The following is a 25466-nucleotide window of genomic DNA, read 5'->3' on the forward strand; positions in this document are numbered from 1 at the left end:
ACCCTCCTTGAGGAAACAGAGCCTAGCCAACTTGCCTGATAGTAAATTACCTTTCTTACCAAGCACAGGGGCGGCACATCCGGAAGGACGAAGTGCGATGCACCGAGCATGGCGATCAATCCCTGTCGCGGCGGTCCTCCTGGCCGCCGCCTGCGGAAACGCCGGGAACAGTACCGGAAACGGCACCGGCGCCACCACCACGACCACGCAGAACCAGGGCGGCAAGACGATCGCGCTGTTCCTGCCCGAGTCCAAGACCACCCGATACGAGGCATTCGACCGCCCGCTGTTCGAGGCGAAGGTCAAGTCGCTCTGCCCCGACTGCAAGATTCTCTACAGCAACGCCGAGCAGGACGCCCCCAAGCAGCAGCAACAGGTCGAGGCCGCGCTCACCCAGCAGGCCGACGTGCTCGTGCTCGACGCCGTGGACGCCAACGCCGTGGCTCCCCTGGTGAACCAGGCCAAGCAGAAGAAGGTCCCGGTCATCGCCTACGACCGGCTGATCTCGGGGCTCGACTACGCGTACTACGTCTCGTTCAACAACGTACGGGTGGGCGAGATGCAGGGCCAGGCCCTGCTCGACGCCATGACCGCCAGGGGCACGGCGGCGAAGGGCCAGATCGTGATGATCCACGGCTCCCCCACCGACCCCAGCTCGGCCGACTACAAGAAGGGCGCCAAGAGCGTGCTGGACGGGAAGGTGAAGGTCGGCAGGGAGTTCGACACGCCGGACTGGAGCCCCGACAAGGCGCAGCAGGAGATGGAGCAGGCCATCACCGCGCTGGGCAAGGACACCATCACCGGTGTGCTGTCCGCGAACGACGGCATGGCGGGCGGCGCGATCGCGGCCATGAAACGCGCGGGCTACAAGCAGCTCCCGCCGATCACCGGCCAGGACGCCGAGCTGGCCGCCGTCCAGCGCATCCTCACCGGCGAGCAGTACATGACCATATATCTGAACATCAGGGCGGAGGCGGAGAAGTCCGCCGAGCTCGCCGTCGCCGTCGCCAAGGGCGAGCAGCCCACCGCTCCCGCCAAGGTCAACAACGGCGCGGCCGACATCCCGGCCTTCCTTCTCGACCCCATCCCCGTCACGGCCGACAAGGTCAAGGACACGATCGTGAAGGACGGCTTCTACACCGCCGCCCAGCTCTGCACGGGCGAGGTCAAGGCCGCCTGCGAGAAGCAGGGCATCGAGTAGATGCTCTCGGCGACAGACATCTCCAAACGGTACGGGGCGGTCCAGGCGCTCGACGGGGCCCGCCTGGACCTGCGCCCCGGCGAGGTCGTGGCCCTCATGGGCGACAACGGCGCGGGCAAGTCCACGCTGGTCAAGGCCATCTCGGGGGTCGTGACGCCGGACGCCGGCACGATCACCGTGGACGGCTCGCCGGTCAGGATCGCCAACCCGCACGACGCGCAGGCCCTCGGCGTCTCGACCGTCTACCAGGACCTCGCGCTCTGCGAGAACCTCGACGTCGTGGCCAACCTCTTCCTGGGCACCGAGCGCCGCCGCGGCTCGCTGCTGCGCCACATCGCCATGGAACGCGCGACCCGCGACCTCCTCGGCCAGCTCGACGTGCGCATCAGGGACATCAGGGTGCCGGTCGCCATGCTGTCCGGTGGCCAGCGGCAGTCGGTGTCCATCGCCAGGGCGCTCATCGGCGAGCCGCGGCTGGTCATCCTCGACGAGCCCACGGCGGCCCTGGGGGTCGAGCAGACGGCGCAGGTGCTGGCGCTGATCGGGCGGCTGCGCGAGCGCGGGCTCGCGGTGCTGGTCATCTCGCACAACCTCGCCGACGTACGCGCGGTGAGCGACCGCGTGGTGGTGCTGCGGCTGGGCCGCAACGCCGGTGAGTTCACCACGGCCACCGCCTCCCAGGAGGAGATCGTGGCCGCGATCACGGGGGCGGGGACATGACCGACACGCTGGTACGCAGCCCGTACACGCCGAAGGTCGCCGTCGAGCGGCTGCGCCAGGGGGACGTCGGCGCGTGGCCGGTGGTCGGCGGGCTGATCGCGATCGCGATCGTGTTCAGCACGCTCAACGACCGCTTCCTGTCCCCCGAGAACCTCACCAACCTCGTGCTCCAGATGGCCGCCACCGGCACGATCGCGCTCGGCATCATCATGGTGCTGCTGCTCGGCGAGATCGACCTGTCGGCGGGCTCGGTCAGCGGCCTGTGCGCCACGATCATGACGATCGTCCACGTCAAGCAGGGCTGGAACCCGCTGCTCGCCATCCTCCTGGCGCTCGCCGTCGGCGCGGCGATCGGGTTCCTGCACGGCCTGATGCTGACCAAGCTGCGGATGCCGTCGTTCGTCGTGACGCTGGCCGGGCTGATGGGCTGGCTCGGCCTGCTGCTCTACCTGCTGCGGCAGGGCGGGACGATCAACCTGCCGTTCACCGGGTTCATCTCCAAGCTGAGCGACACCTGGCTGCCGGGCTGGCTCGCGTGGACGGTCGCGGCGGCCCTGGTGGCCGTGTCGGCGGGCGCGTCGCTCGCGGTCAGGAGGCTGCGGCTGGCGGCCGGGCTGCCGGTGACGCCGCTGTGGTGGTCGCTGGCCAAGGCGGGCGGGCTGGCGGTGCTGCTCGCCGCGGCGGTGATCGTCATGTCGGCGGACCGCGGCGTGCCGCTCCTGCTGATCATCTTCGGGGCGCTGGTGGTGCTGCTCGACCTCATGCTGAGGCACACCACGTTCGGGCGGCACCTGTACGCCGTCGGCGGCAACGCCGAGGCCGCCAGGCGCGCCGGCATCAACGTCACCAGGATCAGGATCCTCGCGTTCATGCTGGCCTCCACGCTGGCGGCGGCCGGGGGCATCCTCGCCGCCAGCCGCCTGTCGGCCGTCAACCAGGGCTCGGGCGGCAGCGACATCCTCCTCATGGCGATCGCCACCGCGGTCATCGGCGGCACCTCGCTGTTCGGCGGGCGCGGCCGGGCCTACGACGCGCTGCTCGGCGTCCTGGTCATCCAGGCCATCTCCAACGGCATGTACCTGCTCAGCGTGGACTCCTCGGTGCGGTTCATGGTGACCGCCGCGGTGCTGGCGCTGGCCGTGGCCATCGACTCGCTCGCCCGCAGGGGCGCCGCCCGGTGACCCGGGTCCTGGGCATCGACGTGGGCGGGACGAAGGTGGCCATCGGGGTGTCCACGGCCGACGGCCCCGCGCTGTCCGCCCACGTCCGCCTGGACACCGGGCCTGACACGCTCGCGCGGGCGCTCGCGGCGGCCCGGGCCCTGGACGGCGCGCCCGCCGCGGTGGGCTTCTCGACGTGCGGGGTGATCCGCGATGGCGTGGTACGGCTCGCCCCGAACGTCCCCGGCTGGGAGGGCCTCGAACTGCCGAGGCTGCTCCAGGAGGCGTACGGCGCCACTCCGGTGTCCATCGACAACGACGTGAACGCGGCGGCCGCCGCGGAGCTGCGCTGGGGCGCTCTGCGCGGGGTCTCCACGGGCGTCTACCTGAACCTGGGCACCGGCCTGGCGGCGGCCCTGGTGGTGGACGGCCGGGTGGTGCCGGGCGCCCACGGCGCGGCAGGCGAGATCGGCTACCTCCAGGTGACGCCGGGCGAGCCCGCCTTCGCCGACGGCCGGGTGCCCCTGGAGGAGCGCGTCGCGGGCGGCGCGCTGGCCGCCCGCGGCACCGCCCTCCTGGGCCGCCCCGTCACGGCGGCCGAGCTCCTGGGCGGGGGTCACGCGCGGGAGCTGGTGGACGAGGCGCTGCGGACGCTGGCCATGAGCGTGGCGAACCTGTGCGTGGTCCTCGATCCCGAGCGCCTGGTGATCGGCGGCGGCATGATGGGCGCGGCGGAGCTGATCCTGCCGAGGCTGGCGGCCGAGGTCGGCCGTGCGGTGCCGTTCCCGCCGGAGGTGCGCCCGGCCCGCTTCGCGGACGACGCGCCCCTGCTGGGCGCGCTGGCGCTGGCCCGCGCGGCGGTAGCGTAGGGGTATGGCACTGGAGCAGGTGCATCTCACCGGGGAGAAGGCCACCCTGCTCGCCACCCTGTACGGGCGGGCGCTGGACGCGCGGTCCCCGGATCCGATCCTCGGCGACGACCTGGCCGCCGAGGCGGTCGAACGCATCGACCACGACTTCACCGAGACCGGGATGAACGCCGGCCTGGCCGTCTCGGTCGCGATCAGGGCGCGGTTCATCGACCGGTGGGCGGCCGGGTTCCTGGCCACCCATCCCGAGGCCACCGTGCTCCACCTGGGCTGCGGCCTCGACACCCGCGTCCACCGGCTGGACCCGCCGCCCAGCGTCCGCTGGTACGACGTGGACTACCCCGACGTGATCGAGCTGCGGCGGCGCCTGTTCCCCGAGCGGCCCGGCTACCGCCTGATCGGCTCGTCGGTCACCGAGCTGAAGTGGCTGGAGCAGGTCCCGGGCCACGCCGCTGTGCTGGTCGTGGCCGAGGGCCTGCTCTACTATCTCGACCCCGGCGAGGGCCGGGCCCTCATCAGGGCGATCGTCGACCGCTTCCCCGGCGGCCAGTTCGTCTTCGACGCGGTGAGCCCGCTCGGGCTCAAGACGCAGAAGCTCAACAGGCCGGTGCGCAAGGCGGACGCCCACCTGGTCTGGGGCATCGACGGGCCGGGCGAGCTGCTGGCGATCCATCCGAGGTTGCGTTGCCTGAGCGCGGTGAGCGCGTTCGACATCGAGGGGTTCGACCGCCTGCCGACGCCGCACCGGGTCGCGGCCCGGATCGCCGGGCTGCTGCCGGGGGTGAAGCGGGCGGCGGTGTTCTACCGGCTCGGGTTCTGAGGGGCGCCGCCGTTGTCCCTGCGGTCCAGGGCGGTCTGCAGGGCCTGCGCGGCCTCGTCCTCATGCTCCTCGGCACGGTTCCAGGCATACATCTCGTACATGTGACTCATCTCATTTCGCGAGCCGTTCGGCGGACGAATGGGACTTATTGGCCGACACCACGACGCTCCGCGGCGAGTCGTCGACCTGCCCTAACAGGCCCCGCCGCGGCAGGTAATAAGTACGAGCACCTGGCGCATTACCAGCAACACTACCCCAGCAATCTCATTGGATGTCCTAGTATCTTGCATGCTGAGACAACAAAGGCCGCCACCCGGAACCGGGTGGCGGCCTTCAGGCCGGGAAGGAGGCTCAGCCCTCCAGGTCCACGGAGCGGCCGCTCTCGGCGCCGATCTCGTTCCCGATCTGGTCGATCACGTCGGCCGGGATCGCCGAGTCGACGGTCAGCGCGATGAGCGCGTTGCCGCCCTTGGTGGAGCGGGCCACCTGCATCGAGGCGATGTTGACGCTGTGCTCGCCGAGGAGGCGGCCGACCACGCCGACGATGCCGGGACGGTCGGTGTAGGTGAAGAACGCCAGGTGGGCCGTCGGCTCGATCTCCATCTCGTAGCCGTTGACCTCGACGATCTTCGTGATCTGGCGCGGGCCGGAGAGCGTGCCGGACACCGAGACCTGGCGGCCGTCGGCGAGCACGCCGCGCACGGTCACCACGTTGCGCCAGTCGGGGCTCTCCGAGCTGGTCACCAGCTCCACGTTGAGACCGCGGTCCTTGGCCAGCAGCGGCGCGTTGACGTACGTGACCTGCTCCTCGATCACGTCGGTGAACACGCCCTTGAGGGCGGCCAGCTCGATCACCCGCACGTCCTCGGAGGCGATCTCGCCGCGCACCTCGACGTCGAGCTTGGTGGCCACCTCGCCGGCCAGCGCGGTGAAGACGCGGCCGAGCTTCTCGGCCAGCGGCAGGCCCGGCTTGACCTCCTCGGCCACCACGCCACCCTGGACGTTGACCGCGTCCGGCACGAACTCGCCCGCGAGCGCCAGCTTCACGCTCCGCGCGACCTGGGTGCCGGCCTTCTCCTGGGCCTCGTGCGTGGAAGCGCCGAGGTGCGGCGTGACGACGACCTGGTCGAGCTCGAACAGGGGGCTGTCGGTGCACGGCTCCTTGGAGAACACGTCGAGGCCCGCTCCCGCGACGCGCCCCTCCTTGATCGCCGAGTAGAGGGCGCCCTCGTCCACGATGCCGCCGCGGGCGACGTTGATGATGCGCACCGACGGCTTGACCTGGTGCAGCTCCCTGTCGCCGATGAGACCGAGGGTCTCCTTGGACTTGGGCAGGTGGACGGTGATGAAGTCGGCCTGCTTGAGCACCTCTTCGAGGCTGAGGAGCTTGACGCCCATCTGCGCGGCGCGAGCCGGCGGCAGGTAGGGGTCGTAGGCGATCAGCTCGACGCCGAACGGCTGCAGCCGCTGGGCCACGAGCTGCCCGATCTTGCCCAGACCGAGGATGCCGATGACCTTCTCGTCGAGCTCGACACCGGTGTACTTGGAGCGCTTCCACTCCCCGTTCTTCAGCGCGGCGTGGGCCTGGGCCGTGTTGCGCGCGCTGGCCAGGATGAGCGCGAGGGTCTGCTCGGCGGCGCTGGTGATGTTGGAGGTCGGCGCGTTGACGACCATGACACCGGCCTTGGTGGCGGCTTCGACGTCGACGTTGTCGAGGCCGACGCCGGCGCGGGCGACCACGCGCAGCTTCGGCGCCGCGGCGATGGCCTCGGCGTCGACCTGCGTGGCGGAGCGCACGATCAGGGCGTCCACCCCGGCGAGGGCGGGCAGCAGCTGGGAACGGTCGGCGCCGTCGGTGTGGCGGACCTCGAAATCAGCGCCGAGTACGGCGAGGCCAGCCTCGGACAGCTCCTCTGCGACCAGAACGACGGGCTTGTTCACTGGTGTGGATCCTTAACGGCACGGCGGGCATTCGGGGGACACGTCCACGGATCCCCCGACGGTCCCACAGATTCTATCCGGCGCTTGTGAACGCGTTCACGAGGCACCCACGATGTGAGACAGCTCCGCTCTACCCCCGGAGGAAGAAACTCATCCACTCCGCTCACATCTTTGTCTTGATCGGGAGATTTATTCGCCATTAGCCTGATAAGCCGTGGCCGAGTACCTAGGGTTCGTCTTATGAGCATCGGGAATCCTGCGCTTGCCGACGCGCTCGCTCAGCATGGCACTCCGCATCGCCTGCTGAGCGCTCTCGCCGACGGTGGAGTCCTGGTGGCAGTGCGGTCAGACCGCTCGGTCGTCCTCGGGACGACCCAGGCCGGAGACCGGGTGTTGCTCGGTTACACCGGCTCTGTCACCTATGCCAGGCACCGCGGCAGTCATTCCCTATCGGCGTGCGACGCCGACACCATCCTGGACATCCAGCGCGTCACCGGCGTGCGGGAGATCGTCATCGACGCGGCCGGACCAGCCGCCGCGGCCGTGCCCATCGACGACCTCCAGCGCTTCATGTCCTCGTCGCGTTCGGGGCCGATGCCCGTCCTCTCGGGGGCGGTGCCGGCCGCGTACGCGACGGGGGCGATGGCGACCGTGTCACGCGGCGCCGCGCTGGCCCAGGTGGCACCTCCGACTCCGCAGGCGCCGACGCTGCCGTGGGTGCCCGCGCCCCGGCCGCACCTGTCGGGGCCCATGCAGCAGGTGGACCCCGGCTACCGGCGGTGCGCGCATCCGATCCTGCCCGCGCTGCGGCAGGCCATCGGGCTGCTGCTCATGGACTTCCCGCTGGTGCACCACGTCTGGATCTCCGAGGCGCGCACGGCGTCCGGGGCTCCGGGGATCATGCTGCACGTGAAGGTGCACATGTCGGCCGCCGAGGACGTCGTACGCGACCTGCACCGCCTGGTACGCGCCCGGCTGCCGCAGTTCGCGGCCTCCGGTGCGCCGATCCTCATGGCGAGGGTGGCGGACGCGCGCAGCGAGCAACGGATGATCGAGATCGGCGCGCACGTGGTGTGCGCGAACGTCATCGACTGACGCGAGCCATATGGCGCGGGGCCCGGGTGACCGGGCCCCGCGGCATGGGAAAAAGTGGGCCCTCCCGAACAAGCCCTCGCTCGGGTTCAATGAGTAAATGATCACACCGGCGGTGCGCTCGTCCACGGTCTCCAGGGGCGTGCGCCTCGGCTACGGCGTCGGGTCCTTCTGCACGGCCACGGTCAGCACCGTGCCCGGCCTGCTCCTGCTGTACTACATGACCAATTTCCTGGCCGTGCCCGCCTGGCTGGCCGGGGTCGTGGTGACCGCGCCCAAGGTCTGGGACCTGATCGTCAACCCGCTGATCGGCCGCTGGTCGGACCGGACCCGGTCGCGGCTGGGCCCCCGGCGGCCCTGGCTGCTGGCGGGCGCCTGCACGCTGCCGATCGCGTTCTTCCTGGTGTTCGCGGGGCCGCCGCTGACGGGCGTGCCCGCCGCGCTCTACGTGGGGGTGTGCTTCCTCGTGACGGCGACGGCGTACGCGCTGTTCGAGGTGCCGTACAAGGCGATGCCCGGCGAGATGACCCACGACTACCACGAGCGCACCTCGCTGCTGCAGTGGCGCATGATCTTCATCGGCGCGGCCACCGCGGTCAGCGGCGTGCTCGCCCCGGCCATCGTCACGAGCCAGGGCGAGCACGGCACGCTGGACAGCTACCGGCTGATGGCCACGGTGATCGCGGTCATCCTGCTCCTCGCCATGCTGGGCTCCTTCTTCGGCACGGCCCGCGCGCCCATGACCGGCGCGCCGGAGGCGGACCGGGGAGGGTGGCGCGAGCAGTTCGCCGCGATCAAGGGCAACCGGCCGTTCCTGTGGCTGACCATGCTGGCCTGCACGCAGATGCTCGCCGTGAGCATGATGCTGGCCGCCGCGCCGTACTTCGCCGCGTACACGCTCGGCTCGCCGAAGGCCACGCAGACGCTCTTCGCCGCGCTGGTCGGCCCGATCCTGCTGACGATGCCGCTGTGGGTGCGCCTGGCCAAGCGCTTCGACAAGCGGGGCGCGATGATCCTGGCGGCGCTCCTGTACGCCGGCGGCACGACGGCTGCCCTGGCCACGCCGGTCCTCGGCATCGCGTGGGCGCACGTGACGATCCTGGTGGTCGGCGTCGGCTACGCGGGGGTGCAGCTGCTGCAGTTCTCGATGCTGGCGGACGTGATCGCGGCGGACGCGGCCGAGACCGGCAAGCGGCGGGCGGGCGTGCTGACGGGGCTGTGGACGGCCATCGAGAGCGGCGTCAGCGCGTTCGGCGCGCTGATCTTCGGGGTGATCCTGTCGATCGGCGGCTTCATCGAGTCCGAGCCGAGCAGGCCGGTCGAGCAGCCGGACAGCGCGGTGACCGCGGTCCTGATCGGGCAGACCGCGGTCCCGGCACTGATCATCTTCCTGTCGGTGCTGATGACGCTGAAGTACCGCCTCACGCCACCCGGCGCGCCGGCACCAGACGCGTCCGCGTGAACGACCCCGCCATCAGCGCCGCCAGCAGGGGCAGCCCCACCACGACCCCGGCCAGGAAGAGCCAGGGGACGGCGATCGTCGTGGTTCCCGGGTTGAAGAGCTCCATGGTCCCGTAAACCCTCCGGGTCAGCGGCCAGGTCAGCGCGATGCCGCTGACGGTGCCCGCCGCCAGGCCCACCAGGGCGCCGAGGCCGGAGATGTAGGCGGCCTGGGCCGCCACCACGAGCCTGCGGACCCGCGCCGTCCCGCCGACCGCGGACAGGGTGTCGAGGTCCGGGCGCATGTCGGCGGCGGCCAGCCCGGTGGCGGCGAACGTGCCGCCGAGCACCAGGACCAGCGCGGCCACGAGCAGGATCATCAGGGTGAAGAAGCGGCTCTCGGCGTTGCCCCGCTCCGTGAGGGCGTAGGCCTGATCTCCGACAAGGACCCTGATCTCCGTGGTCAGCCGCTGATCGTCGATATCTGTGTACGCCGCGTAGAAGGTCCGCTGCGACACCTTGAGTCCCGCCTGGGTCAGCACGGACGGCGGGATCAGCACGCCTGTCTGACCGACGTCGGCCGGCGTCGCCGCCACGGCGGGAACCCGGAGGGTCGTGACCGGCTTCCCGTCCCAGTCCTCGACCCCGATCCTGATCACGCCGTCGCGCACGGCGCCCGGGCTGAACGCCACGGCCTTGCCCGCCGCCAGTGCCGCCGCCGCCTGCGGATCCCTGCGTTTCTGGAGGAAGGCGAGCACCTCCTCGTCGGCCACCTCCGCGGAGCCGTAGTCATGGTCGCGGGGGTCGCACGGGGACGGGCAGTCCTCCGGCATGGCGACGCTCAGACTGAGAGGCTCGCCCCGCGCGTCCATCACGTTCAGCCCGTTGACCAGGCTCGCCCCCGGCAGCTTCTGCTGCACGAGCTCCCGCACCCGCGCCCACCCCTGATCGTCCGCCTTCCAGGCACGGATCACCATGGTGTCCGCGGGGACGATCGAGTTGCGTCTCGCCTCCTGGTCGACATATTCGCTGTTGAGGCCGATGCCCAGCGTGACGGCTCCCATCGTGGCCGCCATGACCGCGGCGATGGCGGAGGCCGTACGGACGCGGTGGCGGGAGGCGTCGCGCACGGACAGGCGCAGCGGGAGCGGCAGCCGCCCGGCGAGCCGCCCCGTGGCCTGGACCAGCCACGGCATCAGCGCGACCAGCCCGAACACCACCGGCATCGAGGCCAGCGCGACCGACAGCAGGCCCCGGTGCAGGGCGACCCCCGTCGCGGCCAGCCCGAGCAGCACCAGCACGGCCCCGAGCACGGGACGGCCCGCACGGCCGGACGTGTCCACGGCGGCACGCCCGGCGAGCACGTGCACGGGGCTCTGCCGGCTCGCCTGGATCGCGGGCACGATCGCCGCGGTCAGCGCGCTCACCACGCCCAGCGCGGCCACGCCGAGCACCTGCGCCCAGGGCACGTCCGCCGGACCGTGCGTCCAGTCCAGCCAGCGGGCCGCGAGCCACTCCCCCAGCAGCCCGGCGCCGATGCCCAGGGCGGCGCCCAGCAGGGCCGCCGCGCCGCCGAGCACCAGGCCGTCGGCCAGCACGATGGTCTTGAGGTGCCGCGCGGAGCCGCCCTGCGCGGCGATCACGGCGAGCTCCCTGCGCCTGCGGCGCAGCCCGACGGCGAAGGCGGGGCCCGCGAGCAGGACGGTCTCGGTCACGATGAGCACGACGCCGACACCCAGCTCGACCAGCCCGTGCAGGTCCCGGGGCCCGGAGTCGCCGGCGCCGGAGCGCTCGATCAGGAACCGGGACTTGACGCCCAGGCCCACCTTGTTGAGCCTCTGCACGTCCGGCTGCTGGACGGGGGCGGCGGTGTCGATGAGCCAGCCGCTGTCGTTGCCGTCGTTCTGGTGCGGGAGCAGCCCTTCCGGCAGGGCGAGCATCTCGCGCAGGCCGGGCCGGTTCGGGTGCTCGGCGACCCCGACCACCCGCACGGTGCGGTCCGGCCGCCACGTCTTGATCGTGTCGCCGACCCGGACACCGCTGTCGATCAGCGCGGGGGACACGGCGACCTCACCGGGTGCGGCGGCGAACCTGCCCTCGACCAGGCGGCGCATCCCCCTGGTCAAGGGGTCGCGCAGATCGGCCTCGAACGCGTCGACCCGGCTGTAGCCGTCCGCCAGGCGGGCCTCCACGACGTTCGCCTGGTAGCGGAGCAGGCGGCCCTGGAGCAGGGTGCCGATCTCGGCGGGCGTCCACGGTTGCTCGGGACGCTCCGATTGGCGCCCATTGGTGATCTCCCCGTCCGCGCTCTGCTCGACCGGGGTGCGGAACGGGGTCGTGGCGATGCGGGCGTCGGCCGCCCCCAACGTCGCCTCCAGCTTGTCGCGGCTGGTGATGCTTGTGGTGGCCGCGCCGGTGAGCACCGCCGTGATGACCAGGACGGGCAGGCCGATCATCACCATGATCAGCGCGGTCCGGCCCTTGAAACGCAGGGCGTCCCTGCGGGAGATGCGCAGCGCGGCGCGGAACGCGCTCATCGGGCGCTCTCCAGCCGCACGGCGCTCGACTCCACGATGGCGCCGTCACGCAGGTAGACCACCCGGTCGGCCCAGCCCGCGTAGCGCGGTTCGTGGGTGACCAGCAGGACCGCCGCGCCGGCGTCGCAACGGGTGCGCAGCAGCTGCAGGATCTCGTCCCCGGTGGCGGTGTCGAGCGCGCCGGTCGGCTCATCGGCCAGCAGCAGCCGCCGCTCGCCGACCAGCGCCCTGGCGATGGCCACACGCTGGCGCTGCCCGCCGGACAGCTCCTCGGGGAAACGGCCGGCGACCTCCCCGGCCCCCACCTCGGCGAGCACGGCCAGCGCCTCCTCGCGGGCGGTCCCGGAGCGCACGCCGTCGAGCTCCCTCGGCAGCATCACGTTCTCGGCGGCCGTCAGGGACGGGATCAGGTTCAGGTCCTGGAAGACGTACCCGACGCTGGTGCGCCTGAGCGCGGCCAGGTCCTTCACCCTGGTCAGGTCCTCGCCCTCGATGGTCACGGTCCCCGAGGTGGGCCGGTCGAGACCGCCCGCCACGTTGAGCAAAGTCGACTTGCCCGAGCCCGACGGGCCCATGACCGCGACCAGCTCCCCCGCCGCCACCTCCAGGCTCACGCCCTTCAGGGCCTGCACCTGGCCGTGCTCGCGGGTCACGTCCCGCAAACTCACCACAGTCATCGCTCTTGCTCCTTGGACATCTGCTTGGAAACGGCCTCGCAGTGGTCCAGCCAGCGCTGCTCCGCCTCGGCCTTGAAAATCAGCGAGTCGAGGACCAGCCGCTGTGCGAACCCACCTGCCGCGGCCCGTTTGGCCCGGGTCAGCTCCTGCAGCCCGCGCATGGTGGCCACGCGCTGGGTCTGGATGACCTCGGCCACGTCCAGGCCACCGGCCACGGCCATCGCGATCTTGATGGCCAGCTCGTCCCGAGGCCGGTCGGACTGGGCGACGGGGGTGCTGAACCATCGCTCCAGCTCCTCCCGGCCGGCCTCGGTGATCGTGTAGACCGCGCGGCCCTGCTCGTCGGCTCCCCCTGGGGCCACCAGGCCATCGCGCTCAAGCCGGGAGAGCGTCGTATAGACCTGGCCGATGTTCAGCGGCCAGGTCGCCCCTGTGGACGACTCGAACTCAACCCTGAGCTGATAGCCGTAACGCGGTCCGCTGCTCAGCAACGCGAGCAGTCCGTGTCTTATCGACATGGATACTGAGTATGCATACTGAGTATGCCCATCGCAAGCGATCCGTGTTTTCTGGACAGCGAGCGCCCTTCGGTCCGATACTCGCTACATGAGCTCGACGCAGCCGCCTTTTCGCGCATCAGACGGGGAACGCGACCGCGCGATCGGGGAGCTCAGGGACCAGGCCGTGGAGGGCCGGATCTCCCACGACACGTTCGTAGGCCGGGTTGACCAGGCGCTGCGCGCGCAGAACCGGCACGAGCTCGACAAGCTGGTCGCGGACCTGCCGCGCAAGCCGACGATCAGGCAGCGGCTGACCGACGCCGTCGCGTCGGTCTCCGAGTTCACCACCCGGGTGCAGTCCGCGTGGCGGCGGCCCCGGCTGCCCAAGCTGGCGCTGCCCGACGACGACCGGCTGCGTTACGTGGTGGGGCGCGGGTCGGCGTGCGACCTCGTCCTGTCGGACTTAACCGTCTCCCGCGTCCACGCCGAGCTGCGCCGCGAGGACGACGGCGAGTGGATGCTGGTGGACCTCGGCTCGCTCAACGGCACCCGGCTCAACGGGTGGCGGCTGGTGGGGCCGGCGCGGGTGCGGTCGGGTGACGAGATCTCGTTCGGCGACTGCGGTTTCATGGTGAGCTCGGGCCAGCCGTCCTTCTGACGCGTCCGCCCAGAGTCGCCCGACAAATACGGATATTTGCGGATTACAGCTGGCTTGCGGTGATCCACGCTGGCATGGCGATTCCCCATTCATTTGGAGACCCCCCATGCGGCGCACCTCAGCATCCCTCGTCGCGGGCACGCTCGTCGCGGCCCTCGCGTGGGCGTCCAGCCCCTCCTCCCCAGCCGTCGCCCTGGAGCCCTCCGCCGGCGTGGCGGACCTCAACCAGGACATCAACAAGATCCTCAGCGACTCCCGGCTCACGATCGCCAGAGCGGGCGTGGTCGTCAAGAGCGCCGCCACCGGCGAGGAGCTGTACGCCACGGACGCGGGCAAGCTCCTGACCCCCGCCTCCAACACCAAGCTGTTCACCTCCGCCGCGGCCGCCGAGACCCTCGGGCTCGACTACCGCTTCTCCACCACCGTGCTCTCCTCGGGCCGCAAGGCCGGGTCGCTGCTGGCCGGGGACCTGGTGCTGCGCGGGACCGGCGACCCGACCATGCTGGCCGACGACTACGACGCGCTGGCCGCCAAGGTCGCCGCCGCGGGCGTTAAGGTCGTGACGGGCAAGCTGGTGACCGACGACACCTGGTTCGACTCGCAGCGGCTCGGCAACGACTGGTCGTGGGACGACGAGACCGCCTACTACGCGGCGCCCATCTCCGCGCTGACCGCCTCGCCCGACAGGGACTACGACGCCGGCTCGGTGATCGTCTCCGTGGCCGCTGACGGCGACAAGGTCAAGGTGTCCACCACCCCGGAGACCGGCTACCTGAAGATCGTCAACAAGGCCACGGTGGGCTCGGAGACCGACGTGCTCATCGAGCGGCAGCACAACAGCCGCACCGTCGTGATCACCGGCACGGTGAAGGACCCGTACCAGGAGTGGGTGGCCGTGGACGACCCCACGGCGTACGTCGCGTCGCTGTTCCGCACGTCGCTGACCAAGCACGGCGTCAAGGTGCTCGGGCCGACCGTCACGGGCGCGGCCCCGGCCGAGGCCAAGGAGCTGGCCGGGCACCAGTCGATGACGCTGGGCGAGCTGCTGGTCCCGTTCCTGAAGCTGAGCAACAACATCCACGCCGAGATCCTCACCAAGGCCATGGGCCGCAAGGTCGCGAACCAGGGCACGTGGTCGGCCGGGCTCAAGGTCAGCACCGACTTCGCCAAGGCGAACGGGGTGCAGGTGATCAACATGCGGGACGGCTCCGGCCTGTCGCGCCGCGACGGCTTCTCGCCGGGCTCGATCGTGCAGCTGCTGACGGCGGTGCGGAGCAAGCCCTGGTTCACCACCTGGTACGAGTCCCTGCCCATCGCGGGCAACGCCGAGCGCTTCGTGGGCGGCACCCTGCGCAGCCGGATGCGGAACACGCCGGCCGCGAACAACGTCCACGCCAAGACGGGCTCGCTGACGGGGGTGACCTCGCTGTCCGGGTACGTCACGAGCGCCGAGGGTGAGCCGCTGATCTTCTCGATCATGCTGAACCAGTACCTGTCCGGCTCCCCCAAGGACATCGAGGACAAGATCGCCATCCGGCTCGCCCAGTTCACGCGCGCCACCGCGACCGCCGACGCCACGCAGCTCCGCGCCACGGAGCAGGGCGAGGCGGGAGATCTCGAATGCTCCTGGCTGAAGCCCGTGCAGTGCTAGCCGGCACCTGAAACCACGCGGCCCTCTGACGCTCAGGGGGCCGCTGTGGTTTACCGGAATCCAGTTGGAGCTCCAGGTTAGGTTTAAAATTTCCGTACATAGCCGACCTGGGAGCGCCAGAATTCGGGTTCGACGCAATGTCGAGCCCTGCACCGGAGGAAAGAATGCGCGGACAGCTCCAGGCACTCATCTGCCTCGGGAGTCTGGCGGCGTTGAGTTTCCCCGCGACCCCCGCGCAGGCGGTCACCCAGGCCGCCTCGGCGCAGGCGTGCCGCGTGGTCGCGGCCAAGCCGGTCGCGACCAGGGGCGTGGTCCAGGGCACCGCAACCAGGACGGGCTGCACCGACCAGGCCCGGCTCAGGGTACGCATCCAGGTCGTCGCGCCGGGCCCCGACCGGGTCCTCAAGAGCGGCTCGAAGACGGTCGGCACCGGACGGATCACCGCAGGCGTGCGGTGCTCCCCCACCCCGCGCAGCTACTACGTGGTCGCGGTCGACTCGAAGGGGCGCAGCAGCCGGTCGCGCCCGCTGAGGCTGTCGTGCGCGTCGGGCGGCGGCTTCGCGTCCTCGATCGAGACGGAGGTCGTCAAGATCACGAACAGGGCCAGGGCGAAGAAGGGCTGCCGCCCCCTCGTCCACGACCCCAGGCTGCACCTTGCCGCCGAACGCCATTCGGCCGACATGGGGGAGAACAACTACTTCTCGCACGACTCACGCGACGGCCGCACGTTCGACCGGCGCATCAGGGCCGCCGGTTTCTCCTTCAGCTCAGCCGCCGAGAACATCGCCATGGGCCAGCCCACCGCGGCCTCCGTGATGAGCGGCTGGCTCAAGAGCTCAGGAAACCGGGCCAACATCCTCAACTGCTCCTTCACCCACATCGGTGTCGGGCACAACGCCAAGGGACCAACCTGGACCCAGGTCCTCGCCACCCACTGAGCCACGGGAGCGTCGGGCCTCCACCGGCCACACCCGCCGGTATCCCACCGCACGCCCACGCGCTCCCTTCCGAGCGGGTCCGGCCGCGTCTCCCCCGCACACAGGACCGCGGCCGGGCCCGCAAACTCCCCGCTTACGAGCGGTCGGAGAAGCGGGCCAGGACCAGCGACTCGACCACGCCGACGACCGCGTACGCCAGGATCGACACGGCGGTGACCACCACGATGTCCGCCCACACCTCGTCGTAGCGGAAGCCGCCGATCGCCCGCAGGATCTCGGCGCCGATCCCCCGCCCGGTGGCCAGCCACTCCGCGATGAGCGCCCCGATGATCGAGGCGGGCACGGAGATCCGGGCCGAGGCGAAGACGGAGGGCATCGCGGTCGGCACGGCCACCTTGCGCAGGACGGTCAGGCGCGTCCCGCCGTACGCCATGATCAGGTCGGTGGCCTGCGGCGAGGCGGAGCGCAGCCCGAAGGCGATGTTCACCAGCGCGGGGAAGAAGACCACGATGCCGCCGATCACGGCCACGCCCAGCAGGTCGCGGCCGAAGATCAGGGTGATCAGCGGCGTCATCACCACGAGCGGCACCGACCGCAGCAGCATCGCGACCGGCATGAACGTCTGCTCGACGGTCCTGAACAGCACGAACGCGACCGCCACGACCATGGCGGCGATCATCCCGGTGGCGAACCCGATGGCCGCGTCCCTGATCGTGATGCCCAGCGCGCCGAACACGGCCTCGCGGTGGGCGGCCGACGAGGTCAGGTACTCCCAGACCTGCGGCGGGCGCTTGCCGACGAGCGGGCTGATCCCGAACGCCTCCAGAGCCACCCACCACGCGGCCACGACGATGACCACGGAAGGAACCAGCGGCCCGACGATCCTCAGCACGGTGCGGCCGATCACTGTGACTCGCCTCTCGACCAGGGGGTGACCACGCGGGCGAGGAGGGCGACGATCGCGTACCCGAGCCCGGCGATCAGCCCGGACACGAGCGCGAGCCCCCACGTGCGCGGCACCTGGAACTGCTGCTGGGAGATCATCAGGGAGACGCCCAGCCCGGAGTCGTTGCTGCCGAGGTACTCGCCGATGATCGCGCCGAGCAGCGCGGAGGGTGCGGAGATCTTCAGGCCCGCGAACGTGCTGGGCAGGGCGGAGATGATCTGCACGTAGCGGAGCCTGGCCAGCCGGCCGCCACCGTACACGGTGACGACGTCCAGGCTGGCCCGGTCGGCCGAGCGCAGCCCGAGCAGGGCGCCGATGAGCGTGGTGAAGAAGACGGAGATGGCGGCGAGGAATACCACGGTGGCGTCGCCGCCGAAGACCACCAGCACGATGGGGCCGATGGCGAGCAGCGGGATGCAGTAGCTGATGACGGCGAGCTGGGTGGCGACGGCCTCCAGCCGGGGCACGAGCAGCACCAGCAGCGCCACGCCGATGGCCAGCCCGTTGCCCCACAGGAAGCCCTGGACCGCCGCGCCGAGCGTGGCCGAGACGTTCGGGCCGTAGAAGGCCCAGCCGTCGGCGCCCATGGCGGCCAGCACCGCCCACGGGGTGGGCACCGCGCCGCCGCCGGCGAACACGGTGACGGCGAGCAGCCACCACAGCGCGACGAGCGCGACGACGCCGAGCAGCCCTTGGACGCGCCTCATGCGCCGTGCCCGAACAGCAGGTCGCTGAGGTGGTCGTGGATCGCGTGGAACTCGGGCGTACGCATCATCTCGGGGGTGCGGGGCCGGGGCAGCCCGATCTCCACCATCTCGATGACCCGCCCCGGGCGCGGGCTCATGACGGCGACCACGTCCGAGAGGAAGATGGCCTCGCCGATGCCGTGGGTGACCATGAGCGTCGTGGCGGGCTTCTCGGTCCAGATGCGCAGCAGCTCCAGGTTGAGCCGCTGCCTGGTCATGTCGTCCAGCGCGCCGAACGGCTCGTCGAGCAGCAGCACGCTGGGCTTGACCACGAGCGCGCGGGCGATGGACACGCGCTGCCGCATGCCGCCGGACAGCTCGGCGGGCCGGGCCTTCTCGAACCCCTCCAGCCCGACCAGCTTGATCAGGTCCTCGATCACGCCGGGCTCCGGCTTGAGCCCGGCGACCTCCAGCGGCAGCCGGATGTTGGCCGCGACGCTGCGCCAGGGCAGCAGTGCGGAGTCCTGGAAGGCGATGCCGAGGTGGTGGCTCCTGCGCAGCTCCTCGGGCGTCTCGCCGTTCACCCGGATCTCGCCCGACGTGGGCTCCTCCAGCCCGGCGAGGATGCGCAGCACCGTGGACTTGCCGCAGCCGGAGGGACCGAGCAGCGACAGGAACGAGCCCTTCGGCGTCTGGATGTCGACGCCCTGCAGCGCGGTCACTCCCTTGCCGAAGGACTTGCTCAGCCCCGCGATGCTGATCCCCGTCATGACAGCTTCAGGCTCGGGTCAGCCTTGTAGATCTCGTCCAGGATCGTCAGGTCGAAGAGCTGCTCGGCCTTGATGGTCAGGCCGGCCTTGGCGAGCGAGGCGATGTTCTGCTCGATCAGCTCCGGCGTCATCGTGAACAGGCCGTTGGCCTTGACGTCGGGGGTGACCACGAGCTCGTTCTGCATCTTGGCCTCCTCGGTCTGCTCCTTGACGTCGAGGTTCTGGTCCTTGCCGTAGACGGTGGCGGCCAGCTCCGCGGACTTGGCCGGGTCGGCGACGGCGTCCCTCCAGCCCTTGATCTCGGCGGTCAGGAACGCCTTGAGCTTGTCGCGCTCCTTGTCGATCGTCTCCTGCGTCACCGTGAACGTCTCGGCGACCAGCGGCAGGCCGGCGTCGGCGAACAGCAGGTAGGCGGGGTCGTGGCCCTGCATCCGCAGGCGTACGGGACCGCTGGTGACGTAGCCGACGTAACCGTCGAGCTGCCCGGAGGTGAGCATCGAGGGGTCCGACTGGAACGGCACGCGGGTCACGCTCGACGGGTCGAGGTTGTTGGCCTTGAGCAGCGCGTTCCAGACCAGCTCGTTGGAGTCCTGGACGCCGATCTTCTTGCCGACGAGGTCCTTGGCGTCCTTGATCGGGTTCTTGTTGAGCGAGACGATCGCGAACGGGTTCTTCTGGAAGGTCGCGCCGACGATCTTCAGCTGGGCGCCCTGCAGGACGGCCGGGGCGGTGATCGTGGGCGCGGACAGGCCCGCCCAGCAGCGGCCCGTGGCCAGGCCCGACTCGACCGAGGTGCCGGAGCCGCCGCCCGACAGGAGCTCGACCTGCGAGAACCCGGCGGCCTTGAAGTAACCCTTGGTGTCCGCGAAGTACTCGCCGGCGAACTCGACGTTCTTCTTCCAGGAGAGCTGGAGCTTGACCGAGCCCAGCCCGCTCGTTGCTCCGCCGCCGCCGGCGGCCGTGGTCTCGCCGCAGGCGGCCAGGCCGAGCGCCAGACCGGCCAGACCTGTTGTCCGCAGGAACGCGCGGCGATCGAGGGAAATAGCCATAATTCATCCTTGAGCGGCGGGTGAACGTGCAGGTCAGGACCGTATCCATTGATTATTACCATCGTGTGACGGTGGTTTTGGACGCCCGGGCACCGGAAGCCGTCACGCAGGGAGAATGCGGGAAAACCGCTGGCGAGCCCTGTAGGTCCCTACGAGAGCACCATCCGAGGACCGTAGATCCCTCCAGCCACCCGGCGGCTCCGGTAGCGTCGAGCCTGAAATGAGACTCGACGGAATCCCCCTTTGGGACGGTACCGAATATCGCGGCCCAGTCGATCTGAGCTGGGAGCCGGACCGGATCATCAGCGTGCAGCCGGACGCCCTGCCCGGCCATGACGGCCTGTGCGTGCTCCCGGGCCTGGTGGACACGCACGTGCACCTGGTCGGCTACGCGGGCCCCGGCGACCCGCCGGACTTCGCGACCTGGCCGCTGGTGACCACCCGGGACGAGCAGGTGCTGCACGGCGCCGCCCACGCCCAGCGGGCCATGCGGCACGGCGTGACGACCCTGCGCGACCTGGCGGGCGACGAGGCTCAGATCGCGCTGCGCCGGGTGTTCGACGCCGGGGTGCTGCCCGGGCCGCGCGTCCAGGTGCACGGCGTGGTGGGGATGACGGCCGGGCACAATGACCTGTTCGTGCCGCCCGCGTTCCCCGTGCGCAAGCCCACGGCGGACGGCCCCGACGAGTGCCGCAAGCTCGTACGCGCCTGGGCCCGCGCCGGCATGGACGGCATCAAGCTCACGACCAGCGGCGGCGTGCTGTCGATCGGCGACAAGAACGCCTGGCGCAACTACACCCGCGACGAGATCAGGGCGGTCGTGGACGAGGCACACGCGCTCGGCATGCTGGTGGCCTCGCACGCCCACTCCGAGGACGGCATCCGCGTGGCCGTCGAGGAGGGTGTCGACTCGATCGAGCACGGCACGCTCATGAGCAAGGACCTGGCCGAGACGCTGGCCGCCCGGGGCACGCCGGTCGCGCCGACGCTGCTGATCAACGAGGCCATCGCCGAGGGCCGCGTCCCCGTCACGCCCGAGGCCAGCGCCAAGGCCGCCGAGCTGATCGTCCGCCGCGACGTGCTGCTGGCCCAGGCCGCCGCGCTGGGCGTGCGGTTCGTGCTCGGCACCGACGCCAACGGCCACCACGTGCAGTTCGGCGACCAGTTCGCCGAGGTCGTCCACATGACGCGGGTGCTCGGCATGGACGCCGGGTCCGCGCTGCGCGCGGCCACCTCCGACGCGGCCGACTCGATCGGCATGCCCGTGGGGCGGATCGCGCCGGGGCTGGGCGCCGACTTCGTCGTACTGCGCGGGCGTCCGTGGGAGCGCATCGAGGACCTGGCCACGGAGAACATCGTGGCCGTGGTCTCACGGGGCCGCGTCGTCGCGGGCCGCCTGCCCGTCTCTCCCTGACCGCAGCGCCAGGTAGAGGTCGGTACGGTCGCGCATCGACGACATGCGCCGCCCGGTCAGCTCCTCGATCCGCTGCATGCGGTAGCGCAACGTGTTGACGTGCACATACAGCTCGTCGGCGGTGCGCTGCCAGGAACCGCACGTCTCCAGGAAGATGTCGAGAGTGCGAAGCAGCTCGGAGCCGTGCCGCGCGTCGTACTCCTCCACCGGCCCCAGCAGGTGATCGCGGAAGGACCGGCGCACGCTGGCCGGCAACGCGGCCATCAGCAGGTCGAAGCTGTCGATGTCGGCCACCGACATGATCGACACCGGCCCCGGGCCGCCCCGCGCGGACTCCATGCCCCGCCTGGCCGTCTCCAGCGCCTCGCCGAGCTGCGACACGCTGGCCGCCATCTCGCTGATCCCGGCGGCGATGCTCAGCCCGGGGCGCTCCGCCACCAGGCCGCGCAGCTCGTCGGCCAGGCTCTTGCGCGACGCCCGGCCGTTGACCAGCACGATCGCCTCCTGCGAGGTGCCGCCGACGATCAGGTGCCGGCCCCTCCTGGCCAGGCCCTCGTGCAGGACCTCGGGCAGGTCGTGATCGTCATTCACCGGTCCCGTCCGCGTGACCGCCATGGCAGCGGTCGGCAGGCCCGGGTCGGCGCCGAGCAGTCGCAAGTGCGCGGAGACCTCGCCCGGCGGGATGTGACCCAGTACGTCGAGCAGCGTCTGCGCCCTCACCCGTTCGGCCCTGCGCTGCTCGGCCGCGAACCCCTCGGCCGTCACGACCTGCGTGATCACGCCGAACGACTGGTCGGGAGCGGCCAGGAGCAGCGGCAGCCGGCGCCGTTCGCACGCCTTGACCAGCTCCTCGGGCAGCTCTCCCAGCACGATCAGCCCCACGACCAGGCCGGCGGCGTCGGTGGCCCACAGCGCGTCGGCGAACCGCTCGCAGTCGGCCGGCTCGCCGTACCAGACGCCGCTGGTGAGCACGAGGTCGCCGGACTGCAGGTAGCGTCGGGGGTCGGGCAGGTCCGTCGGGTACGCGCGCCGGATCTCGCGGTCGACCTCCTCGTGACCCGTCACAAGCGTCAGCCGCAGGTCGTCGCGCGCGAGCAGGTCCGACAGCCTCATGAAATCTGATGTTATGCCAGCTCAAAACCCAAGAGTTCAGAGGTTCGCACGATACTCCGACCTCGCGGTGTCGGGTTTACTCGTGGTCATGCGTCCCAAAGCAGAGCTCCATCTGCACATCGAAGGCACCCTCGAGCCAGAGCTCGTCGTCGAGCTGGCCCGGCGTAACCGGATCGACCTGCCGACCTTCGACGTGGACGCCATCCGCTCCCGCTACTCCTTCACCGACCTGCAGTCCTTCCTGGACCTCTACTACGAGCACATGGCGGTCCTGCGCACCGAGGAGGACTTCTACGACCTCGCCGCCGCCTACCTGCGACGGGCCAAGGAGCAGGGCGTGCGGCACGCGGAGATCTTCTTCGACCCGCAGGCGCACCTGAGCCGGGGCGTGCCGCTGGAGGTGGTGTTCGGCGGGCTGTCCGCGGCCCTGAAGGACGGCGACGTGTCGGCCGCGCTGATCCTGTGTTTCCTGCGTGACCAGGGGGCGGACGAGGCCGAGCAGGTGCTGCGGGCGGCGCTGCCGTACCGGGAGTCGTTCATCGGGGTGGGGCTGGACTCGGCGGAGGTGGGCTACCCGCCGTCGCTGTTCAGGCGGGTCTTCGAGATCGCGGCCGCCGAAGGGCTGCACCGGGTGGCGCACGCGGGCGAGGAGGGCGGTCCCGACTACGTGTGGGAGGCGCTGGACATCCTGCGCGTCGAGCGGGTGGACCACGGGATCAGGGCCATGGAGGACCCGCAGCTCGTGGCCAGGCTCAGGGATGAACGGATCCCGCTGACGGTGTGCCCGCTGTCGAACGTACGGCTGCGCGCCGTGCCGTCCCTGCGTGACCACATCCTGCCCGCGATGCTGGACGAAGGGCTCGTCGTGACCGTCAACTCGGACGACCCCGCGTACTTCGGCGGTTACGTCGAGGACAACTACGCGGCGCTCCAGCGGGAGCTGGGGATGACGGACGAGCAGCTCGACCGGATCGCCCGCAACTCCTTCGACGCGTCGTTCGCGTACGAAGGGTGAGACTACGGGGACCTGCCCCTCGGCATCGGCCGCCGAGGAGCAGGTCCGGTAGCGGCATCGCTGTTCTGGCGAGGTGTTCGCAACCACCGCCTCCGAGTGGCCCTGCGTAGGGTGACGGACGCGGATTCGAAGTGCGGGCCGACCACCTGCGCGAGGCCTCTCTCACAGACGAGACTGGGCGAGACCGTGAGGCCCGACCCTGCGGGCGGGCCCCGTGGTCACGTTTCTCAACCGCCGAAGAGACTACTTAGGCGAGCGTGCACTTCCGGTTGTCGTTCTCGTCGTGACGGCTGAGGATGTCGAGGATGTCGCCGGTCTTGACGCTCAGCAGGCTGTTCTCGTTCGTGTTGATGTCGCCGCCGGCGATGAGGTTGTCGTCGCCACAGACGAACAGGATCTTCCTGTTGTCGTCGTGGTCCTTCGGGAAACCGGTGGTGGCCGCGAACGCGGAGCCGCCGAACACGGCCATCCCGGCGACGAGGCCGGCCAGAACGAGTCCATGTCTGTACATGTCGATTCCTCTCTGATGCATTTCAACTACTCTCCGTAGCTGTCGGGAGGAGATGTCCCCGACGCTCGACTGCGACAAACGCCCACAATTTTCACTTTTGACCCTGCGGGCGCTTCTCTCACAGACGAGTGGTTGAGCAAGACCAAGGGGCCCGGCCTGACAGGCGGGCCCCGTGGTTACGTTTCTCAACCGCTGAGGAGACTGCTTAAGCGAGCGTGCACTTCCGGTTGTCGTCCTCGCTGTGGGCGCTGAGGATGCCGAGGATGTCGCCGGTCTCGATGTTCAGCAGCTTGTTCTCGTTCTTGTTGATGTCGCCGCCGGCGATGTAGTTGTCGTCGCCACAGACGAACAGGATCTTCCTGTTGTCGTCGTGGTCCTTCGGAAAGCCGGTGGTGGCCGCGAACGCGGAGCCGCCGAACACAGCCATCCCGGCGACGAGGCCGGCCAGAACGAGCCCATGTCTGTACATATCGATTCCTCTCTGGTACATGTCCACTACTCTCCGTAGCTGCCGAGAGTGAATGTCCCCGGCCCCCAACTTCGACAAACGCCCACAATTTCGCTCTTGACCTGGCGAAATGGCGCGCATGGCCGAACCGATATACAGATCGTCGATCTTGACGTGGCAGTGCTTCCCCGTGGTGACTCCTGTACCTTTTCCCACCTCGCCACAGACCATGGCGCGGGCGCATTCGGAGCCTCAGACTGGTACATACGGGCGGTGATCATGACCATGCGTAACGACCCGCCCCTTCCGACCGCCCCGAACTCGACGTGATGCGTGTCCTGGTGCTGGTCGGGCTGGTGTTCTTCCACGCGTCGCCGGCGTTCGGCTCCCAGGACGACTTCCACGGATCACGTTCGTTGGCGCGGCGCTTCTCGCTGCTGCTCGCGCCGCATGAGCCCGCCCGCCGGATCCGCGACCGGCTCGCCCCGTTCGGAATGCGGATGCCTACGGCACGGTGAGGATGACCGGGCCGTCCGCGGTGATGGCGACCGTGTGCTCGACGTGCACGCTCCTGCTGCCGTCTCCCGAGCACACCGACCAGCCGTCCTCGGACATGTAGTACTCGTCGTCGCCCCCGGCCATCAGGCTCGGCTCGATCGCGATCACCAGGCCGGGCCGCAGTCGCATCCCGCGTCCCGCGCGGGCCTCGTTGGGCACGAACGGCGACTCGTGCATGGCCCGCCCGATGCCGTGACCGCCGAAGTCGTTCTGCATGCCATATCCCGCGCCGCGCCCGACCGTGGACATGGCGTGGCCGATGTCTCCCATCCGGCCGCCGGGCACGGCCGCCTCGATGCCGGCGGCCAGCGTCTCCTCGGCGACCCTGATGAGCTTGAGGTCCTCCGCGCGCTGCTCGCCGACCGCGAAGCTGACCGTGCCGTCGGCGTGCCACCCGTCCACGAACGCGCCGCAGTCGACGCTGATCAGGTCGCCGTCACGCAGCCGGTACGGGCTCGGCAGGCCGTGCAGCATGACCCCGTTCACGGACGTGCAGATCACCCCCGGGTACGGGGTCGCGCCGAACGACGGGTGGTAGCCGAGGAACGACGCTCCCGCCTTCGCGTCCTCGATGACCGTCCGGGCCACCTCGTCGAGCGCCTTCAGCGAGACGCCGACGGCGGCCCGCTCGCGCACCGCGGCGTGGACGGCGGCGACGACCCGCCCCGCCTCCCGCATCGCGTCGATCTCTCCGGCACTCTTCAGCTCGATCATGGCCCCTCCTCGCATGCGTTACCAATAACTATACCGGT

Annotated in this window: 25 protein-coding genes; 13 read left to right on the forward strand and 12 right to left on the reverse strand. The window is 70.4% G+C overall.

Annotation, left to right across the window (positions count from 1 at the left end; all coding sequences use genetic code 11):
* Nucleotides 1-97 precede the first annotated feature (97 nt).
* From ACIHFD_RS50905 to ACIHFD_RS50925, 5 genes are read left to right on the forward strand one after another with little or no spacing between them, the layout of a single operon-like run.
* Entirely contained in the window at nucleotides 98-1201 is a 1104-nt protein-coding gene (locus tag ACIHFD_RS50905) for a sugar ABC transporter substrate-binding protein (protein WP_397373056.1), read from the forward strand.
* Nucleotides 1202-1921: an ATP-binding cassette domain-containing protein gene (locus ACIHFD_RS50910; RefSeq protein ID WP_397373057.1), complete on the forward strand. Its 720-nt coding sequence runs from the start codon at nucleotides 1202-1204 to the stop codon at nucleotides 1919-1921. It abuts the gene before it with no gap.
* Nucleotides 1918-3102 (forward strand): sugar ABC transporter permease, encoded by a 1185-nt coding sequence (locus ACIHFD_RS50915; protein ID WP_363976111.1) that lies wholly within the window; start codon nucleotides 1918-1920, stop codon nucleotides 3100-3102. The genes ACIHFD_RS50910 and ACIHFD_RS50915 overlap by 4 nt, the downstream gene beginning before the upstream one ends.
* Nucleotides 3099-3950, forward strand: a complete 852-nt coding sequence (locus ACIHFD_RS50920; RefSeq protein WP_397373058.1) for an ROK family protein — start codon at nucleotides 3099-3101, stop codon at nucleotides 3948-3950. Before ACIHFD_RS50915 ends, ACIHFD_RS50920 begins: the two co-directional genes overlap by 4 nt.
* 4 nt (nucleotides 3951-3954) lie before the next feature.
* Complete coding sequence (locus ACIHFD_RS50925) at nucleotides 3955-4770, forward strand: class I SAM-dependent methyltransferase (protein ID WP_397373059.1); 816 nt, start codon at nucleotides 3955-3957, stop codon at nucleotides 4768-4770.
* 351 nt (nucleotides 4771-5121) lie between these two features.
* Here ACIHFD_RS50925 and serA read toward each other — a convergent pair whose 3' ends face one another.
* Nucleotides 5122-6711, reverse strand: coding sequence for a phosphoglycerate dehydrogenase (serA, locus tag ACIHFD_RS50930; RefSeq protein WP_350729647.1), 1590 nt, complete (start codon nucleotides 6709-6711; stop codon nucleotides 5122-5124).
* A 333-nt stretch (nucleotides 6712-7044) separates the two neighbouring features.
* Between serA and ACIHFD_RS50935 the strand changes: the two genes are divergently transcribed.
* Nucleotides 7045-7806 (forward strand): hypothetical protein, encoded by a 762-nt coding sequence (locus ACIHFD_RS50935; protein WP_357743582.1) that lies wholly within the window; start codon nucleotides 7045-7047, stop codon nucleotides 7804-7806.
* Nucleotides 7807-7903: 97 nt separating this feature from the next.
* Nucleotides 7904-9265, forward strand: coding sequence for an MFS transporter (locus ACIHFD_RS50940; protein WP_397373060.1), 1362 nt, complete (start codon nucleotides 7904-7906; stop codon nucleotides 9263-9265).
* On the opposite strand, the gene ACIHFD_RS50945 is transcribed toward ACIHFD_RS50940, so the two are convergent.
* Genes ACIHFD_RS50945 through ACIHFD_RS50955 form a run of 3 tightly spaced genes read right to left on the reverse strand, consistent with a single transcriptional unit; the run spans nucleotide 9225 to nucleotide 12975 of the window.
* Entirely contained in the window at nucleotides 9225-11780 is a 2556-nt protein-coding gene (locus ACIHFD_RS50945) for an FtsX-like permease family protein (protein ID WP_397373061.1), read from the reverse strand. The two genes, ACIHFD_RS50940 and ACIHFD_RS50945, sit on opposite strands and share 41 nt — an antisense overlap.
* Complete coding sequence (locus tag ACIHFD_RS50950; RefSeq protein ID WP_350729640.1) at nucleotides 11777-12457, reverse strand: ABC transporter ATP-binding protein; 681 nt, start codon at nucleotides 12455-12457, stop codon at nucleotides 11777-11779. Before ACIHFD_RS50950 ends, ACIHFD_RS50945 begins: the two co-directional genes overlap by 4 nt.
* A complete protein-coding gene (locus ACIHFD_RS50955; RefSeq protein ID WP_397373062.1) occupies nucleotides 12454-12975 on the reverse strand; it encodes a PadR family transcriptional regulator in 522 nt (173 codons plus the stop codon). The genes ACIHFD_RS50950 and ACIHFD_RS50955 overlap by 4 nt, the downstream gene beginning before the upstream one ends.
* An 88-nt stretch (nucleotides 12976-13063) precedes the next feature.
* Here ACIHFD_RS50955 and ACIHFD_RS50960 point away from each other — a divergent pair, with 88 nt between their 5' ends.
* From ACIHFD_RS50960 to ACIHFD_RS50970, 3 genes are all read left to right on the forward strand, one after another.
* Nucleotides 13064-13615: a DUF1707 and FHA domain-containing protein gene (locus tag ACIHFD_RS50960; RefSeq protein ID WP_350729636.1), complete on the forward strand. Its 552-nt coding sequence runs from the start codon at nucleotides 13064-13066 to the stop codon at nucleotides 13613-13615.
* Nucleotides 13616-13721: 106 nt separating this feature from the next.
* Nucleotides 13722-15266 carry a D-alanyl-D-alanine carboxypeptidase/D-alanyl-D-alanine-endopeptidase gene (dacB, locus tag ACIHFD_RS50965; protein ID WP_397373064.1) on the forward strand — a complete coding sequence of 515 codons (1545 nt, stop codon included), beginning with the start codon at nucleotides 13722-13724 and terminating at the stop codon, nucleotides 15264-15266.
* A gap of 164 nt (nucleotides 15267-15430) precedes the next feature.
* On the forward strand, nucleotides 15431-16204 hold the full coding sequence (locus tag ACIHFD_RS50970; protein ID WP_397373065.1) for a CAP domain-containing protein: 774 nt from the start codon (nucleotides 15431-15433) through the stop codon (nucleotides 16202-16204).
* Nucleotides 16205-16337: 133 nt separating this feature from the next.
* On the opposite strand, the gene ACIHFD_RS50975 is transcribed toward ACIHFD_RS50970, so the two are convergent.
* From ACIHFD_RS50975 to ACIHFD_RS50990, 4 genes are read right to left on the reverse strand one after another with little or no spacing between them, the layout of a single operon-like run.
* Complete coding sequence (locus ACIHFD_RS50975; protein WP_355208791.1) at nucleotides 16338-17111, reverse strand: ABC transporter permease subunit; 774 nt, start codon at nucleotides 17109-17111, stop codon at nucleotides 16338-16340.
* Nucleotides 17108-17857, reverse strand: coding sequence for an ABC transporter permease subunit (locus ACIHFD_RS50980; protein WP_350729629.1), 750 nt, complete (start codon nucleotides 17855-17857; stop codon nucleotides 17108-17110). The genes ACIHFD_RS50975 and ACIHFD_RS50980 overlap by 4 nt, the downstream gene beginning before the upstream one ends.
* Entirely contained in the window at nucleotides 17854-18606 is a 753-nt protein-coding gene (locus tag ACIHFD_RS50985) for an ABC transporter ATP-binding protein (protein ID WP_350729627.1), read from the reverse strand. Before ACIHFD_RS50985 ends, ACIHFD_RS50980 begins: the two co-directional genes overlap by 4 nt.
* Nucleotides 18603-19655, reverse strand: coding sequence for an ABC transporter substrate-binding protein (locus ACIHFD_RS50990; protein WP_397373067.1), 1053 nt, complete (start codon nucleotides 19653-19655; stop codon nucleotides 18603-18605). Before ACIHFD_RS50990 ends, ACIHFD_RS50985 begins: the two co-directional genes overlap by 4 nt.
* A gap of 220 nt (nucleotides 19656-19875) precedes the next feature.
* Between ACIHFD_RS50990 and ACIHFD_RS50995 the strand changes: the two genes are divergently transcribed.
* Entirely contained in the window at nucleotides 19876-21069 is a 1194-nt protein-coding gene (locus ACIHFD_RS50995; RefSeq protein WP_397373068.1) for an amidohydrolase family protein, read from the forward strand.
* Here the strand turns inward: ACIHFD_RS50995 and ACIHFD_RS51000 are convergent.
* Complete coding sequence (locus ACIHFD_RS51000; RefSeq protein WP_397373069.1) at nucleotides 21025-22182, reverse strand: PucR family transcriptional regulator; 1158 nt, start codon at nucleotides 22180-22182, stop codon at nucleotides 21025-21027. The genes ACIHFD_RS50995 and ACIHFD_RS51000 overlap by 45 nt on opposite strands.
* Nucleotides 22183-22270: 88 nt before the next feature.
* On the opposite strand from ACIHFD_RS51000, the gene ACIHFD_RS51005 reads away from it, so the two are divergent.
* A complete protein-coding gene (locus ACIHFD_RS51005) occupies nucleotides 22271-23197 on the forward strand; it encodes an adenosine deaminase (protein ID WP_350729620.1) in 927 nt (308 codons plus the stop codon).
* Between the two features lie 247 nt (nucleotides 23198-23444).
* Here ACIHFD_RS51005 and ACIHFD_RS51010 read toward each other — a convergent pair whose 3' ends face one another.
* Together ACIHFD_RS51010 and ACIHFD_RS51015 are read right to left on the reverse strand one after the other, a co-directional pair.
* On the reverse strand, nucleotides 23445-23708 hold the full coding sequence (locus tag ACIHFD_RS51010; RefSeq protein WP_355208778.1) for a hypothetical protein: 264 nt from the start codon (nucleotides 23706-23708) through the stop codon (nucleotides 23445-23447).
* Nucleotides 23709-23913: 205 nt separating this feature from the next.
* On the reverse strand, nucleotides 23914-24177 hold the full coding sequence (locus ACIHFD_RS51015) for a hypothetical protein (protein ID WP_192787646.1): 264 nt from the start codon (nucleotides 24175-24177) through the stop codon (nucleotides 23914-23916).
* 308 nt (nucleotides 24178-24485) lie between these two features.
* Between ACIHFD_RS51015 and ACIHFD_RS51020 the strand changes: the two genes are divergently transcribed.
* Complete coding sequence (locus tag ACIHFD_RS51020) at nucleotides 24486-24674, forward strand: hypothetical protein (protein ID WP_397373070.1); 189 nt, start codon at nucleotides 24486-24488, stop codon at nucleotides 24672-24674.
* On the opposite strand, the gene map is transcribed toward ACIHFD_RS51020, so the two are convergent.
* Nucleotides 24661-25428, reverse strand: a complete 768-nt coding sequence (gene map / locus ACIHFD_RS51025; RefSeq protein WP_363976157.1) for a type I methionyl aminopeptidase — start codon at nucleotides 25426-25428, stop codon at nucleotides 24661-24663. The genes ACIHFD_RS51020 and map overlap by 14 nt on opposite strands.
* Nucleotides 25429-25466: the final 38 nt, after the last annotated feature.

Source organism: Nonomuraea sp. NPDC051941, assembly GCF_044593615.1.

Excerpts from the sequence above, each read along its gene's own strand:
- ACIHFD_RS50955 (WP_397373062.1), bottom strand. The coding sequence starts at position 12,975 with ATGTCGATAAGACACGGACTGCTCGCGTTGCTGAGCAGCGGACCGCGT.
- ACIHFD_RS50980 (WP_350729629.1), bottom strand. The coding sequence starts at position 17,857 with ATGAGGCGCGTCCAAGGGCTGCTCGGCGTCGTCGCGCTCGTCGCGCTG.
- map (WP_363976157.1), bottom strand. The coding sequence starts at position 25,428 with ATGATCGAGCTGAAGAGTGCCGGAGAGATCGACGCGATGCGGGAGGCG.
- ACIHFD_RS50925 (WP_397373059.1), top strand. The coding sequence starts at position 3,955 with ATGGCACTGGAGCAGGTGCATCTCACCGGGGAGAAGGCCACCCTGCTC.
- ACIHFD_RS50990 (WP_397373067.1), bottom strand. The coding sequence starts at position 19,655 with ATGGCTATTTCCCTCGATCGCCGCGCGTTCCTGCGGACAACAGGTCTG.
- ACIHFD_RS51015 (WP_192787646.1), bottom strand. The coding sequence starts at position 24,177 with ATGTACAGACATGGGCTCGTTCTGGCCGGCCTCGTCGCCGGGATGGCT.
- ACIHFD_RS51020 (WP_397373070.1), top strand. The coding sequence starts at position 24,486 with ATGCGTGTCCTGGTGCTGGTCGGGCTGGTGTTCTTCCACGCGTCGCCG.
- dacB (WP_397373064.1), top strand. The coding sequence starts at position 13,722 with ATGCGGCGCACCTCAGCATCCCTCGTCGCGGGCACGCTCGTCGCGGCC.
- ACIHFD_RS50940 (WP_397373060.1), top strand. The coding sequence starts at position 7,904 with ATGATCACACCGGCGGTGCGCTCGTCCACGGTCTCCAGGGGCGTGCGC.
- ACIHFD_RS50995 (WP_397373068.1), top strand. The coding sequence starts at position 19,876 with ATGAGACTCGACGGAATCCCCCTTTGGGACGGTACCGAATATCGCGGC.
- ACIHFD_RS51010 (WP_355208778.1), bottom strand. The coding sequence starts at position 23,708 with ATGTACAGACATGGACTCGTTCTGGCCGGCCTCGTCGCCGGGATGGCC.
- ACIHFD_RS50985 (WP_350729627.1), bottom strand. The coding sequence starts at position 18,606 with ATGACGGGGATCAGCATCGCGGGGCTGAGCAAGTCCTTCGGCAAGGGA.
- ACIHFD_RS50970 (WP_397373065.1), top strand. The coding sequence starts at position 15,431 with ATGCGCGGACAGCTCCAGGCACTCATCTGCCTCGGGAGTCTGGCGGCG.
- ACIHFD_RS50960 (WP_350729636.1), top strand. The coding sequence starts at position 13,064 with ATGAGCTCGACGCAGCCGCCTTTTCGCGCATCAGACGGGGAACGCGAC.
- ACIHFD_RS50915 (WP_363976111.1), top strand. The coding sequence starts at position 1,918 with ATGACCGACACGCTGGTACGCAGCCCGTACACGCCGAAGGTCGCCGTC.
- ACIHFD_RS50910 (WP_397373057.1), top strand. The coding sequence starts at position 1,202 with ATGCTCTCGGCGACAGACATCTCCAAACGGTACGGGGCGGTCCAGGCG.
- ACIHFD_RS51000 (WP_397373069.1), bottom strand. The coding sequence starts at position 22,182 with ATGAGGCTGTCGGACCTGCTCGCGCGCGACGACCTGCGGCTGACGCTT.
- ACIHFD_RS50950 (WP_350729640.1), bottom strand. The coding sequence starts at position 12,457 with ATGACTGTGGTGAGTTTGCGGGACGTGACCCGCGAGCACGGCCAGGTG.
- ACIHFD_RS51005 (WP_350729620.1), top strand. The coding sequence starts at position 22,271 with ATGCGTCCCAAAGCAGAGCTCCATCTGCACATCGAAGGCACCCTCGAG.
- ACIHFD_RS50945 (WP_397373061.1), bottom strand. The coding sequence starts at position 11,780 with ATGAGCGCGTTCCGCGCCGCGCTGCGCATCTCCCGCAGGGACGCCCTG.
- ACIHFD_RS50905 (WP_397373056.1), top strand. The coding sequence starts at position 98 with ATGCACCGAGCATGGCGATCAATCCCTGTCGCGGCGGTCCTCCTGGCC.